13 protein-coding genes are annotated in these 14,248 nt (G+C 63.8%); 6 read left to right on the top strand and 7 right to left on the bottom strand.

All coding sequences use genetic code 11. The features are described 5' to 3' along the window. Positions 1–5 precede the first annotated feature (5 nt). Positions 6–641 (top strand): DsbA family protein, encoded by a 636-nt coding sequence (locus AC3WS7_RS12995; protein ID WP_492656661.1) that lies wholly within the window; start codon positions 6–8, stop codon positions 639–641. A 19-nt stretch (positions 642–660) separates the two neighbouring features. Here the strand turns inward: AC3WS7_RS12995 and AC3WS7_RS12990 are convergent, their stop codons facing one another. The 4 genes from AC3WS7_RS12990 to AC3WS7_RS12975 all read right to left on the bottom strand — a co-directional run bounded on the left by AC3WS7_RS12990 (position 661) and on the right by AC3WS7_RS12975 (position 2,949). Continuing rightward, entirely contained in the window at positions 661–1,314 is a 654-nt protein-coding gene (locus AC3WS7_RS12990; RefSeq protein ID WP_492656660.1) for a DNA-3-methyladenine glycosylase I, read from the bottom strand. Positions 1,315–1,406: 92 nt separating this feature from the next. Beyond that, positions 1,407–1,949, bottom strand: coding sequence for a DUF3455 domain-containing protein (locus AC3WS7_RS12985; RefSeq protein ID WP_492656659.1), 543 nt, complete (start codon positions 1,947–1,949; stop codon positions 1,407–1,409). Further along, positions 1,946–2,347, bottom strand: a complete 402-nt coding sequence (locus AC3WS7_RS12980) for a c-type cytochrome (protein WP_492656658.1) — start codon at positions 2,345–2,347, stop codon at positions 1,946–1,948. Before AC3WS7_RS12980 ends, AC3WS7_RS12985 begins: the two co-directional genes overlap by 4 nt. A 5-nt stretch (positions 2,348–2,352) precedes the next feature. Continuing rightward, complete coding sequence (locus tag AC3WS7_RS12975) at positions 2,353–2,949, bottom strand: ferritin-like domain-containing protein (protein WP_492656657.1); 597 nt, start codon at positions 2,947–2,949, stop codon at positions 2,353–2,355. Positions 2,950–3,268: 319 nt separating this feature from the next. On the opposite strand from AC3WS7_RS12975, the gene AC3WS7_RS12970 reads away from it, so the two are divergent. The 3 genes from AC3WS7_RS12970 to AC3WS7_RS12960 all read left to right on the top strand — a co-directional run bounded on the left by AC3WS7_RS12970 (position 3,269) and on the right by AC3WS7_RS12960 (position 5,316). Then, positions 3,269–3,862 carry an RNA polymerase sigma factor gene (locus AC3WS7_RS12970; protein ID WP_492656656.1) on the top strand — a complete coding sequence of 198 codons (594 nt, stop codon included), beginning with the start codon at positions 3,269–3,271 and terminating at the stop codon, positions 3,860–3,862. 10 nt (positions 3,863–3,872) lie between these two features. Beyond that, complete coding sequence (locus AC3WS7_RS12965) at positions 3,873–4,667, top strand: anti-sigma factor (RefSeq protein ID WP_492656655.1); 795 nt, start codon at positions 3,873–3,875, stop codon at positions 4,665–4,667. Between the two features lie 274 nt (positions 4,668–4,941). After that, a complete protein-coding gene (locus AC3WS7_RS12960; RefSeq protein ID WP_492656654.1) occupies positions 4,942–5,316 on the top strand; it encodes a hypothetical protein in 375 nt (124 codons plus the stop codon). 25 nt (positions 5,317–5,341) lie between these two features. Here the strand turns inward: AC3WS7_RS12960 and AC3WS7_RS12955 are convergent, their stop codons facing one another. From AC3WS7_RS12955 to AC3WS7_RS12945, 3 genes are read right to left on the bottom strand one after another with little or no spacing between them, the layout of a single operon-like run. Further along, positions 5,342–6,001 (bottom strand): cupredoxin domain-containing protein, encoded by a 660-nt coding sequence (locus AC3WS7_RS12955; RefSeq protein WP_492656653.1) that lies wholly within the window; start codon positions 5,999–6,001, stop codon positions 5,342–5,344. 10 nt (positions 6,002–6,011) lie between these two features. Beyond that, complete coding sequence (locus tag AC3WS7_RS12950) at positions 6,012–6,458, bottom strand: group I truncated hemoglobin (RefSeq protein ID WP_492656652.1); 447 nt, start codon at positions 6,456–6,458, stop codon at positions 6,012–6,014. A gap of 24 nt (positions 6,459–6,482) precedes the next feature. After that, positions 6,483–7,412: a DUF3034 family protein gene (locus AC3WS7_RS12945; protein ID WP_492656651.1), complete on the bottom strand. Its 930-nt coding sequence runs from the start codon at positions 7,410–7,412 to the stop codon at positions 6,483–6,485. 144 nt (positions 7,413–7,556) lie between these two features. On the opposite strand from AC3WS7_RS12945, the gene AC3WS7_RS12940 reads away from it, so the two are divergent. Then, on the top strand, positions 7,557–13,562 hold the full coding sequence (locus AC3WS7_RS12940; protein ID WP_492656650.1) for an alpha-2-macroglobulin family protein: 6,006 nt from the start codon (positions 7,557–7,559) through the stop codon (positions 13,560–13,562). A 20-nt stretch (positions 13,563–13,582) separates the two neighbouring features. Continuing rightward, the gene (locus tag AC3WS7_RS12935; RefSeq protein WP_492656649.1) at positions 13,583–14,080 is read left to right on the top strand and encodes a hypothetical protein; all 498 of its coding nucleotides are present in this window, start codon (positions 13,583–13,585) and stop codon (positions 14,078–14,080) included. Positions 14,081–14,248 lie beyond the last annotated feature (168 nt).

Genomic DNA, 14,248 nt, shown 5'->3' with positions numbered 1-14,248 from the left:
CTCCCATGTCCACCACTGTGACCTATTTGTTCGACCCCCTGTGCGGCTGGTGCTACGGCGCTTCCCCTGCCCTCCAGCAGCTGGCGCAAGACCCATCGGTCGCGCTGACGCTGGCTCCCACCGGCCTGTTTTCTGGCGGCGGGCGCACCATGGATGCTGCGTTTGCCGACTACGCCTGGTCCAACGATGTACGCATTGCCAAGCTCACCGGCCAGCGCTTCACCGAGGCCTACCGTGCCAACGTGCTGGGCAAGCCGGGCAGCGCATTTGATTCGACCACCACCACGCTGGCGCTCTGCGCCGTCGCGCTGACCGAGCCCGCCCGCGAGCTGGAGGCGCTCAAGTTGTTGCAAGAAGCGCGGTATGTGCAGGGCCTGGACACGGCGGATGCGGGTGTGGTGGCGCAGCAGCTACGTACCCTGGGCCTGACCGCAGCGGCCGAGCGCCTGCTGAGCCCCGATGCCGCCTTGCGCGAAGCCCACGCCATGCGCGTGCAGGCCGCGCAGCGCCTGATGCGCCAGCACCACGCGCAAGGCGTGCCAGCGCTGGTGGTGCACGGTGCAACCGGCGACCGGCTGCTGCAGGGCAATGCCCTGTACGGCAGTGTTGAGAATTTGCGGGCGAGCCTGGCGCAGGCCTAAACCACCGCAGCGCCGCGCATCAAGCGGGCTTGGGCGCCACAAAGTCCGCCCGCGCCTGCAAGGCACGCTCGCGCGCATGGCAGCCTTCCAGGTGGTCGTTCACCAAGCCCATGGCCTGCATAAACGCGTACATGGTGGTGGGGCCGACAAAGCTCCAGCCGCGCTTGCGCAGATCCTTTGACAAGGCAATCGACTCGGGTGAGGTGGTGATGCCACTCAGGGTTTGCCGGGTGATCTGGCTGGGGCGGGTCGTGGCCGCGGGCTCGAAGCGCCAAAAGTAGGCGGCCAGCGACCCGAACTCCTTGCGAAGTTCCATCGCTTTTTTTGCGTTGTTGATGGTGGATTCAATCTTGCCGCGGTGGCGCACGATGCCGGCGTCCAGCACCAGGCGCTTCACATCGGCATCGTCAAACGCGGCCACCTTGTCCATGTCAAAACCGGCAAAGGCGGCGCGGAATGATTCACGCTTGTTCAGGATGGTGAGCCAGCTCAGGCCGGCCTGAAAGCCTTCCAGGCAGATCTTCTCGAACAGGCGGGTGTCGCTGTCCACCGGGTAGCCCCACTCGTGGTCGTGGTAGTGCTGGTAGTGGGGCGTGGCACGGCACCACACGCAGCGGGTGACCTGGGTGTCGTCGGCAAACAAGCCGGTGGGCGCAGTGGTGTCGTCAAGCATGGCGGGGCTCCCTGTTCAAAATACAAATACTGTTTTTAAGAACAGTATATGACAGCCCATGGAAGCCCCGTATGCGCCTGCCCAGCTGGGGCTTACATGGATTTGTAGAGGATGTAGTCGGCCTGGTACTGCACGATTTGCTTGGCACCTTCGTTGGCCTGGGCGCACGCGGCCTTGGGCGCAATGCCGCCTACGGTTGCCACGCGCTGGATGTAGGTCACACCTTGCATGGCGCCCATGCCCATGGCGGGGTTGGCCTTCACCAGTTGCAACGGGATGTTGGCGTCGCCATGGGGGGCCACGGCCACTTGCGTGGCGGTGACCTTGGAGCCATCGGTGCTCTCCCAGGTGGCGGGGGGGCCAAAGTAGCGACCAACCACCTTGCCGCTGCGGTCCTTCAGGCCCGCATCCGGCCCCACAAACACCCATTCAAACTGGCCGGCCATGTCTTTCTTGGCACGGCACTGGTAGGTGATGTCGCCCGCAGCGGCGGTTTCCATGGCCACGCGGTGGCCTGCGGGCACCTTGACTGCGGCGGGCAAGCTGTCCTGGCTGAACGGTGTGCGCATGGGCTGGTTGGCGCAGGCTGCCAGGCCGGCAACGAGCACGAGGGACAAGGCGGTACGTGTTTTCATGGTTTTGCTTTCTGAGAGTAAGGATGGGTGTTGGAAGCGGGTGGGGACACGGAGGCCAGGTAGGCCACGACGTCGTCGCGGTCCTGGGCGATGTCCAGGCGGTAGTTCATGTCCTGCCCGGGCACCACGGTTTCGGGGTTGGTGAGCCAGGCCTTGAGCTGGGGCACATCCCATACCTGGGTGGCCGCAGCCATGGCTTCGGAATAAAAATAGTCTTTGGCCTTGCCTGCCGTGCGGCCCACCACGCCGCGCAGGGCGGGCCCCACGCGGTTGGCGTCCAGGCTGTGGCAGGCCACGCAGCGGCTCTCGAACAGCGCCTGCCCGCGCGCCACCGACTGGGCCTGGGCCCCCGCAGAGAGGCCCAGCAGACCCAAGAGCAACACACAGGACCAACGCATACCGATTACGCGCCGAAGGACAAGGCGCCTGCGGGCAGCGGACGGCCCAGCGCGTTTTGCAGCAGCGTGTAGTGCATGGTCTCGTCCGCAGCCAGGCGGCCGGCCACCTTGGCCAGGTCCTTGTTGCCAAACGCGGGGATCACGCCCAGGTAGGCGTTGATGGCGCCCAGCTCCAGGCGCGCGGCCAGGTCCAGCACATCGCCCTGGTTGCGCAGGGTGTCGGCCTTCAGCGCGCGGGCGTAGTCCTCCAGCTTCTTTTCCATCACCGGTGTGCCACCCAGCTTCTGGATGGTGGCGATCAGCGCATCGCGGTGGGCCTTGTGGTCGGCCTGAAAACGCACGGCGACATCGAGCACGGGCTTTTGCAGCAAGCCACTGCCGGCACCCAGTTGGTAGGCGTTGATAGCTTCGTGCTCCAGGCCCAGCGCCACATTGAGGATGCCCACGTCCTTGGATGTGTCACCGGCCATGCCTTGCGCCAGCGCATCTTTGCCAGCCAGCAGGGCTACCGCTACGGCAGACAGCGTGCCGGTGCGGCCCATGAAGGCGCGGCGGGAAGGGAGGGATGAACCAGCAGTGAGGGTGTGAATCAGGGATGTCATGTTCTTGTCCTTAGGGTTGATGAGGGCGCAAATCCAGTGAGGGTCCTGCGGAACGAGAAATGCCGTCCCACGCTCTCAATACGCAGCCCACCCCCACACTGGATTCAGATTGCCCCCGCGCCACGGTCGGGCATTCCCTGGCTGAATCCGGCGGCGCCCGCATTGCGTACCCAGTACAAGCCCTGTTGGCTTGCAACCCTGGTAATTCAGCATGTTTTTGCCCTCTAGCCCCCGTGCAACCAGCGCGAGCAGCTCCTCTTTTCATAGCAAGCTACGCAGCTTTGTGCGCAAGCCGCAGCGCCCCACTGCGGTACCACGCATGCCAGACAATGGCAGCATGACCACCGACAACCACGACGCCCTGCTCATCGTCCTGCTCGACCGCATTGCCCACCAGGACGAGGCTGCGCTGAAAGCCCTGTACGACCAATGCGCCAGCAAACTCTATGGCCTGGCCCTGCGTGTGGTGCCCCAGCGCGAACTGGCCGAAGACGTGCTGCAGGAGGCGTTTTTGACTGTGTGGCGCTCTGCTGCCGACTACCGCGCATCGCTGAGCCCGCCCATGGCCTGGCTGGGCCTGATCGTGCGTAGCCGCGGCCTGGACCTGCTGCGCCGCCGTGCCGCCGAGCGCAGCCACCTGACCGACGAGTTGGACGAGGTGTTGGCCGACACCCTGCCCGGCGACGGCCCTACCCCCATGGACACGGCGCAAGCCAGCGAACAGGCCTGGGCCCTGCACCAGTGCCTGGGCAAGCTGGAGAGCAAACAGCGCGAGGTGGTCAGCCTGGCCTATGTGCGCGACCTGAGCCACAGCGAGCTGGCCCAGCAACTCAGCCTGCCGCTAGGCACCGTCAAAACCTGGATCCGCCGGGGGCTGGACCAACTGCGCCTGTGCATGGCGCGCTTTGCCTAAGGAGCCCGGCATGAACCTGATGCAACACCCCGAACTGCTGGACCGCCTGGCCAGCAGCTACGCCCTGGGCACCCTGCGCGGTGGCGCCCGCCGCCGCTTTGAAGCCCTGGCCCGCGAGCAAGCCCCCGTGCGCGCCGCTGCCCTCATCTGGCAAAGCCGCCTGGCCAGCCTCAACGAACTGCAACCCCAGGCCCAACCCAGCAGCGCGGTGTGGACGCGCATTGACAACCTGGTGCAGGGCGAGAGAACCAGCGCCGCGCAGCAAGCAGTGCGTGCGCATGCTGCTGCGGCTGCGGCAGAACCAGCGGGCCTCACGGGCTGGCTGCGCAGCCTGACCGTGTGGCGCACCGCCACCGCAGCAGGAGCCTTCGCCACCATCGCCGCCGTGTCAGTGGGCATCGGCATGCGCGAGGAACTGGGGGGCGAGATTGCCCGCCTGCAGACGCAACTGCAAAGCGCGCCGCAAATCGAATACGTGGCCGTACTGGCCGACGACAAGTCGGCTGCGTCCATGTTGGTCACCTTTGACCCCAAGGCCAAAAAGCTCACCCTGCAACGCGTGGGCGCCTACCAGGAGGCGGGTGACCGCTCCCTGCAACTCTGGGCCCTGCCCCCTTCCGGTGGGCCCAAGTCCTTGGGCGTGTTGGGCAGCGACAAACTGCTGCGCCTGACCGCGGGCGAGAACGATGTACGCGAAGTGCCCACCCTCGCCATCAGCCTGGAGCCCAAGGGCGGCGTGCCGAGCGAGACGGGGCCGACTGGGCCGGTGCTGTTCAAGGGGGCGTTGATTCAGAAGATGTTGTGAGGGGGTGGCCGGGGTGCAATGCTCCGGCTGAATTTATACGAAATTGGCCTCTAGCGCCCGCGGATATTGCGCGAGCAGCTACTGAATTGATAGCTGTTTTATGCCTATTGTTTCTATCGGGAGGTGTGGGCGCGCAGAGCCGGGGCTATGGCCCCCCGCCTCATACTGTCAAATGCCCAGAAATCGGCGGGAGCCCATAGCCCCAACTCTGCGAGTGCGGTTGATGGATGCCAACAAAGACAATGGGACAAAAAAACTTGCAAAGCCAAACAGCATGAAACACCTCCTCTGGATTGACTGCATCGCCGGTGCGCTTGCCGGTGTCGCCATGTTGTTACTGCTGGACTGGCTGGCCGCGCTGTACGGCATGCCCACAGAGCTCTTGGTGTTTATTGGGGTGGCGAACGTGCTCTACGCGAGCTACTCGTTGTCACTCGCCATCCGCCACACACGCACCCCATTCCTGCTCAACGTATTGATCATCGCCAACGGTGTGTGGGCGTTGGTGTGCGTAGGGCTGGCTGTGCGCTGGGCTGGCACGGCCACGATGTTTGGCATGGCGCATCTGCTGGCCGAGGCGCTGTTTGTGGGCAGGCTGGCCAGCCTGGAGTGGAAGTGGCGCGGGCTGCTTTTGGCACCTGGCCGCTAAACACCACGCACCACTCCTTGCAAGATCAGCTGCGCCGGCGCGGCGCCACGTCCAGCTGAAAGGTCACCTTCCCCGGTGCTGCCAATACATTCACCTGCAGCGGCGTTTTCTCTACCAGCTGTGCGGCGTGCCAGACCTTGATGCTGGCGCTGCCCTCGGGCACATCCTCCAACACCGCCACGCCATCAGCATTCGTCTTCACCGTCCAGGGTGACTCCGCCACGTAGATGGCGCCGCCCATGCGGCTGTGAATGAAGCAACCCAACAGGGCTGCGCCCATGGCGCCGGGTTTGTCCATGGTGAAGACGGCAGCGCTGGCGGGTTTGCCGTCTTGCTTGCCTTCCAGCAAGGCAGATTGCCCGTCTGACGCGCCCACCGCAGCACCAGCAGCACCCACGCGCACGTGGTGGTTCCAGGGGTCGCTGTTGATGAAACGCACGCGGGCGCCAACGGCCACCACGGTGACAGCGGGCACAAACTGCTGTTTCTCCTGGTTCACCACGGCGCTGTTGGGCAGCGGTGTTTTGGGCTGGCCTTTGGCGCTGGGGGTGACGATCACCACGGCATCGGGCGTGGGTTTGCCATCGCGGTCCAGCACCAGCACCTCCAGGGTACCGGCTGCAGCCCCGCTGGCGGCCAGGGCCCAGGCCGCGCAGGTGGCGGCCATGCTCAAAGTTAAACGCATGGTGTGGTGCTCACTTTGCGGTGATGACATCGCGGTGCATGGGCGCCAGGCGCGCCAGCAGCTGGTTTTGCGTGGCAAACGGGATATTGCGCATGTCCATGGCCACCTGCAGCACTTCCACCAGCGCGTTGAACTGCGCCTTGTTGATTTCCATGCCCGCGTGGGCGGACTTCATGTCCGCGCCCTGGTACTTGCAGGGGCCGCCGCTCACCACGCAAAACTGGTCCACCAGCTGCTCTTGCAGGTAGGACGACTTGGTGTCTTTGAACTGCGCACCAATACGCGGGTCGGCCTTGAGGCCCGCCACAAAGACTTCCATCAGTGCTTCGAGGCCGGGCTTGGCGCCCAAGGCTTGGTACAGCGCGTCGTTTTGCATGGGGGCGGTGCTTTGTGCCATGGCGGGGGTGGTAGCCAAGCCCAGGGCGGCAATCGTGAGTGAGATGAGGAGGTGTTTCATGTCAGTTCCTTGCTGTGTTTCAAATCAAAACGCCACTTGGGCCGAGAGGTAGTAGCCGGACTGGCTGCGGTTGGCAGTGACGCCGGGCAACACGCGGCCCAGATCCACATAGGCCAGGGTGATGGAGGTGTGTTTGTTGGGCGCCCAGGCCACGAAGAGGTCTTTCCAGGCGTCTTCCTGCAGGCCTTCGCCCAGGCCGGCAGACTGGCCCAGCGCGCGCAGGTTGTTGGGTTTGGCGCGGTATTCGGCGCCAATGGCCACGTTTCTACTCAGCAGGTAGGCCACCGACACCTCGGGCACCCAGCTGCCTTCATTCGTGCCCGGCGCTTTGCTGCCAAAGCCTACCAGGCCGTTCTGGTTGGCATTGGTGTAGCGCAGCGTGCCGTTCACCAGCAGGCTTTGGCCCAAAAACAGCTTGGTGGCGCTCACGTAAAAGTCGGTGCCCGTGGTCTTGGCACCCAAAAAGTCCAGCACCGGCTTGATGGAGCCCGCATCCACCGACTTCTGCTGCACGCCCACGGCGATTTGCGGCATCCAGCTGTCGCTGTCCAGCACGGCGTCGCCGGCCACTTTCACCTTCACGCCCAGCACGTCCATCTTCACGCGCTGGCCGTTTTGCACCGCAAAGCCCAGGCCGTTCAGCGCGGTGACGGGCGAGGCGTCAAAGTCTTGCCGCGCCAGCGAGATTTCCAGCCGGTCGTTAAAGGCGAAGGCCACGCCCATGGTGTTGAGGCTGTAGTCCTGCGTGGTGGCGCGGCTCACATGGGCGGACACGCCCAGCTCGCCCTCGGTGGCGTTGGTGCCGATCACGGCCCAGGGCGTCAGGCCCCCGCCGGCAGCGCCGTCGATGGAGCTGACGCCCCCGGTGAGCAGGAGTTTGCCGGTGTCGGCACAGGCCAGGCCGCTGCAAAGGCTGGCGGCGCTGACGAGCAATGCGGTGCGAAGGTGGTTCATGGGGCGTCCAATCGATCGAAGTTAGGGGTGGGCACGCAGGCAAACGCGTTGCGGCTTGTTACAGGTACGCAGCCCAAGGCCGACTGGATTCAATTGGTTTCAATTTTTTTCGGCTACCCTCCAAGCTGCTTTTCGGGAGCCCGCGTGAAAACATCAAAAATCATCATCGCCTGCGGCCTGGCCGCGACCTCTTGGGCCGCGCTGGCCCTGCAAATCACCAGCTTGTCGCCCCAAGGCGAAATTGCCCAAGTGCGCCAGGTGGTGGCCAAGTTTGACGAAAGTGCAGTCAACTTTGGCGATCCCAAGGCCGAAGCGCCCCTGTCCTTGAGCTGCAGCGACGCCCAGGTCACCAAGGGCAACGGCCGCTGGGTGAATGACCGGGTGTGGGCGTTTGAGTTTGAGAACGACTTGCCGCCTGGCATCAGCTGCACGGTGCAGGCCAAAGCAGGCTTCCAATCGCCCAAGGGCGCAGTGCTGGCGGGCGCCACCAGCTACAAATTTAATAGCGGCGGTCCGTTTGTGCAAAGCATCCGCCCCTACTCCGGCAACCGCATTGACGAGGAACAGTTCTTCACCCTGCGCCTCAATGGCGCGGCCACGCTGGAGAGCGTGCAGGCCCATGTGTGGTGCGCAGTAGAAGGCCTGGGCGAACGCGTGGCGGTACGCTTGATCAGCGGCAAAGAGCGCGAGGGCCTGCTGCAGGCCCAGGGCATGGAGTCGGAGGCCAAGGCCAACCCGCTCTCCATCGTCACGCTGGCCTGCAACCGCAAGTTGTCGTCGTCGGCCAAGGTGCAAATTGTGTTTGGCAAGGGCGTAACCACGCCTGCGCGCGGCGGCGCGGCTGCGGGCGTGCCCAACAGCGTGGAAAAGCGCTTTAACTTCCAGGTGCGTGAGCCCTTTGCCGCCACCTTCAGTTGCGAACGCGAAAACGCGCAGAGCGCCTGCCTGCCGATTCGCCCCATGACGCTGAACTTCAACGCGCCCGTGCCCGTGAAGCTGCTGCAAGGCATTCGCCTGGTGGGCGGCAAAGAAAGCTTCAAACCCAACCTGGGGGAGAACGAGGACGAGGATGGCGTGGTCAACGGCATCAGCTTTGAGGCACCACTGCCCGAGCAAACCACGTTCACCGTCGAGCTGCCCAAGAACTTCAAAGACGCCTCGGGTCGCACGCTGCGCAATGCGGACAGCTTTCCGCTGAAGACGGCCACCGCCGCCAGGCCGCCGCTGGCCAAGTTTGCGGCGTCACCCTTTGGCATCGTCGAGCGTTTTGCCGAGCCCAATGGCGTAGCCCTACTGCCAGTGACGCTGCGCAATGTGGAGGCCGCACTGAATGTGAAAGGCCTGAACGCCGAACAGGCCAAAACCGCCGCGCCCAAGGCGCCCGCTGGCAAAGTCAGTACCTTCCAGCCCGGCAGTGACGCCGACATCATCGCCTGGTGGCGCAAGGTGCAGCGCTATGACAGCTACAGCGTGTCGCGCAAACAGGCTGCAGCCGATGTGCAGGGCCCGCTGCCCAAGATCGTGAGTGACGCCGACACCCACTATGTGCAAACGCGCATGGTGTCGCTCTTGCAGGGCCGCCCCCAAGTAAAAACGCTGGACCTGCCCAAGCCGGAGAACAAGGACCCGCGCCCGTTTGAGGTGGTGGGCATTCCGCTGCCCCCCGGTTTCCATGTGGTGGAGATTGCCTCGCAAAAGCTGGGCACCAGCCTGCTGGACGAACGCCATGGCGATGGCCGCACGATGTACGTGCGCACCTCGGCACTGGTGACCAACCTGGGCGTGCACTTCAAGCTGGGGCGTGAGAACGCGCTGGCCTGGGTGACCTCCTTGGACAAGGGCATGCCTGTGGCGGGTGCCACCGTGCGCGTGTCTGACTGCAGGGGCAAAGAGCTGGCCACCGGCGTGACCAACGCGCAAGGCGTGGCCAACTTTGAAGGCCTCTCGCCCCAGCCTCCGCGCTGCAGCGGTGACGATGGGTATGGCCAAGCCTATTTTGTGAGCGCACGCGCCACCCAGCCTGCGGGCGACGGCAAGGGCACGGTGCAAGACCTGGCCTTTACTTGGAGCGACTGGAACCGCGGCATTGAGCCCTGGCGCTTTAACGTGCCCACCAGCCGCAACGTGGTGCCAGATGAACGCGCCCACACCATCTTTGACCGCACGCTCTTGCGCGCGGGCGAAACCGTTTCGATGAAGCACCTGCTGCGCACCGAAACATCCAAAGGCTTTGGCCTGCCCGCGCAGCAGCCCGACACCCTGCTGATCACCCACGTGGGCAGTGGCCAGCAGTACGAGCTGGACCTGACGTGGCGCAAAACGGCGACCGGCGGCCTGAGTGCAGAAAACAGCTTCTCGATCCCACCCGCCGCCAAGCTGGGCGTGTACCAGGTGCAGCTGTCGGGCAGCCGGCAAGAGCAGGACTTTTATACCGGCCAGTTCCGCGTGGAGGAGTTTCGCCTGCCGGTGCTGGAAGGCCGCGTAACGCCGGCAGAGAAAAAGGCGCTGGTGAACGTGGACAAGGTGCCCGTGGATGTGCAGATCAACTATGTGTCGGGCGGCGGCGCGGTGAACCTGCCAGTACGCGTGTCCGCCCTGGTGCGCGCCAAGTACCTCAACTTTGCGGATTTCAGCGAGTTCAACTTCTCGGCACCGCGTGGCAACCAACAGGCCAGCAGTGGCGAAGGCGAGGAAGACGCCAACGCCAGTGCGGACAACCGCGTGATTGCCGACAAGCTGCCGCTCACGCTGGACAAAAACGGCACGGGCAAGCTCACACTGGAGCAAGTGCCCAAGAGCCGCCAGCCGCAAGACCTGCTGCTGGAAGCCACCTACTCTGACCCCAATGGCGAGGTGCAAACCATCCGCAGCACACAAACGCTGTGGCCTGCGGCCGTGGTGGCCGGCATCAAGACCGAAGGCTGGGTGTCGAGCAGCCAAAAAATCAAATTCCAAGCCCTGGCGCTGGACCTGACGGGCAAGCCCCAAGCTGGCGTGGCGCTGGAAGTGAAAGCCACCGCCCGCATCACCACCACCACACGCAAGCGCATGGTGGGCGGCTTCTACACCTACGACAACAAAACCAGCACCAAGGAAATGGGTAGCGTCTGCAGCGGCAAGAGCGATTCGCGCGGCCTGCTGCTGTGCGAAACGGCGCTGAACGAAGCCGGCGAAGTGGAACTGGTGGTAACGGCCAAAGACAGCAGTGGCAACAGCATTCAGGCGGCCAGCAGCGTGTATGTCACCAAGCAGGGCGAGCTGTGGTTTGGTGGCGAGAACACCGACCGCATCGACCTGCTGCCCGAAAAGAAGAGCTACCAACCGGGTGATACTGCCAAGTTCCAGGTGCGCATGCCCTTCCGCTTTGCCACCGCACTGGTGGCGGTGGAGCGCGAAGGCATTGTGCAGACCGAAGTGGTGCAGCTCAACGGCCAAGACCCGACCATCAGCCTGAAGATTCAGGAAGGCTGGGGGCCCAATGTGTATGTGAGCGCGCTGGTGCTGCGCGGCCGCCTGCGCGAGGTGCCGTGGTACAGCTTCTTCACCTGGGGCTACAAGGCCCCGCGCGAGTGGTGGACCAGCTTCTGGTACGAGGGGCGCGAATACGTGGCGCCCACCGCACTGGTGGATTTGAGCAAGCCCGCCTTCCGTTTGGGTGTGGCCGAAATCCGCGTGGGCACCAAGGCGCATGAGCTGGCAGTGAGCGTGAAGGCCGACAAGGAAAGTTATGCCGTGCGCAGCCAGGCCAAGGTCACCATCACCGTGAAGCTGCCCAACGGCCAGCCCGCTGCCAACGCCGAGGTGGCCCTGGCCGCCGTGGACCAGGCGCTGCTGGAGCTGATGCCCAACAGCAGCTGGAACCTGCTGGATGCCATGTTGCAGCGCCGAAGCTGGGGCGTGGAAACATCCACCGCGCAAATGGAAATCATTGGCCGGCGCCACTATGGCCGTAAGGCCGTGGCGCCCGGCGGCGGCGGCGGCCACAGCGGTGCACGTGAGCTGCTGGAGACCCTGCTGCTTTGGAACCCCAGCGTGAAGCTGGATGCCAACGGCCAGGCTGTGGTGACCGTGCCGCTGAACGATGCACTCACCACCTTCAAGATCGTGGCCGTGGCCGATGCCTTCACCGGCATGTTTGGCACCGGCAGCACCAGCATCCGCGCCACGCAAGATTTGCAGATCATCAGCGGCCTGCCGCCGCTGGTGCGCGAGGACGACCAGTACCGCGCCCAACTGACCCTGCGCAACACCACCAAGCAGGCCATGAAGGTGCTGGTGACGCCGCGCGCCACGCTGCTGACCCTGGAGCCGCAAACGGTGGACATCCCTGCCGGTGACGCACGCGAAGTGGCCTGGAATGTGACGGCACCTGCGCAGCTGGCGCTCACGCGCAACGAGGCCATCCTGTGGGAGATCGAAGCCAAGGACACGATCAGCGGCGCGCGTGATGCGCTGAAGGCGCGCCAGCGCATCGTGCCCGCCGTGCCACTCACCGTGCAGCAGGCTACTTTGGTTCAAGTGGATGGGCCTTTCACCCTGGACGTGAATGCCCCCGCCGATGCCCTGCCCGGCCGCGGCGGCCTGAAGATGGCGCTGCAACCCAAGCTGGCCGAAGGCCTGCCGGGTGTGAAAGACTGGTTTGCGCTCTACCCCTTTGCCTGCCTGGAACAAAAGACCAGCAAGAGTGTGGGCCTGCGCGACGGCAAGCTGTGGCAGACGGTGGCTACGCAAATCCCGAGCTACCTGGACAGCGACGGCCTGGCCAACTACTTCCCGCCGCGCGATGGCGAGGCCAACCGCGGCAGCGACACGCTGACCGCCTACCTGCTGGCAGCCACGCATGAGGCCTCTGGCATCAACCCGGCGTTTGCGCTCAGCGACGAGATCCGCGCGCCCATGGAGCGCGGCCTGATCGCATTTGTGGAAGGCCGCATCCAGCGCGACTTCTGGAGCCCGCGCAAGGACCTGGACATGCGCAAGCTGGCCGCGATCGAGGCACTGTCGCGCTACGGCAAGGCGCAGGGCCGCATGGTCCACAGCATCACCATTGCGCCCAACCAGTGGCCCACCCATGCGGTGCTTGATTGGCTCAACATCCTCAAGCGCGTGAACGATGTGCCCGAGCGCGACAAGCGCATGGCCGAGGCCAACCAGATCCTGCGCAGCCGCATCAGCTACCAGGGCACCAAGATGATCTTCTCCAGCGAGAAGGACGACTACTGGTGGTGGCTGATGCAAAACGGCGACGTGAACACCGCGCGCCTGATCCTCAGCGTGCTGGACGACCCGGCCTGGAAGGACGACATGGGTCGCCTGGCCAATGGCTTCATCAGCCGCCAGCAAAACGGTGCCTGGCACACCACCACGGCCAACCTGTGGGGTGGCCTGGCGCTAGAGAAATTCAGCGCCAAGTTTGAAGCGGTACCGGTGGCGGGTAGCACCAAGGCCAGCATGAGCACGGGCAGTGCGAGCGTGGACTGGAGCAAAGTGGAGCGCATCAAGACCACCGAGGCATCAGGCGCTGCGCACCAGACCACGTTCTTTGGCGCGCCCGCATCGCCAGGCAACCTGAAGAACAACACCATGTTCCTGCCCTGGGGTAACACTGCGGCCAAAGACACACTGAACGTCACCCACCAGGGCGCAGGCAAGCCCTGGCTCACGCTGCAGTCGGTGGCGGCGGTGCAGCTGAAGGCACCCTTCTTCGCGGGCTACCAGATCAAGAAAACGGTGACCCCCGTGGAGCAGGCCAACAAGAGCCTGCCCGCCGGCAGCTACACGCGTGGTGACGTGCTGCGCATCAGCATCGAGGTGAACGCCAGCGCCGACATGACCTGGGTCGCCATCACCGACCCGGTGCCCGGCGGCGCGACGATTCTGGGCAGTGGCCTGGGCCGCGACAGCGAGATCGCCACGCAGGGCGAGAAGAAGGAAGGCTACGGCTGGGCCGCGTTCGAAGAACGCAGCTTCGAGTCCTTCCGTAGCTACTACGAGTACCTGCCCAAAGGCGTGATGAAGATGGAATACACCATCCGCCTGAACAACGTCGGTGAGTTCTCGCTGCCCCCCTCACGCGTGGAAGCGATGTATGCGCCGGAGATGTTTGGGGAGGCGCCGAATATGAAGGTGAAGGTGGTAGGGGCGAAGTGATGGCATCTATTAATCAGCACATGAATCAATCAAAACCCGAAGAAATTACGATTCTTAATCGGAGAAACCCGTGGGTTTTCTTCATAGCAACTTTTCAAATTGGTGCAGTTGTTTTTGCCGCTGCCGCTCATGCTTTGGCTCTCGGTGCCGGACTGGCGATTTTCATTGCTCTGCTGGTGGGAATCTGGTGGACAAACAGGGTAGAGAAAGTTGTCGTTTCTTTTAGCAACAAAGAGGCGACTTTTTTCTACTCGCACCTAAATCCGTTTCGAAAATCCAAGACCGTATCTCTTAGAGACTTCACACGGGTGTACGCCAGTCCATTTGTCCGATACATGGGATGGTCACTTCATCTCAGCGGCCCCAGTGGGCAGCACCTGCTGCTTGCCAGATTCCCATCTCCGTTTAAAGCGATTCTTCGAGATGAGGAAGTTCTTGATCTATGCGATTTGATATCCCGTGAGTTGAGCGTTTTCAATGGGGGAGACGGAAAAGGCCCCCGATCACCACGCCAGTAAATCGCAAGTGGTGCAGACACTCCCTCACAATCACCATCCCCGCATAAAACTCCGGCGCGGTAGGCAAAACCTCCTGTCCGCTGGGGCAGCCTTGACTGACGATGGCGATGCGGTTGAAGAGGTCTTCCACCTCACCCAGAGTTCTGCAACATTTCATCCGACTTGGCG

It is taken from the genome of Rhodoferax sp. EU05-FHT12H12 (genome assembly GCF_058791215.1).
This window is presented reverse-complemented; position numbering and strand designations above follow the sequence as displayed.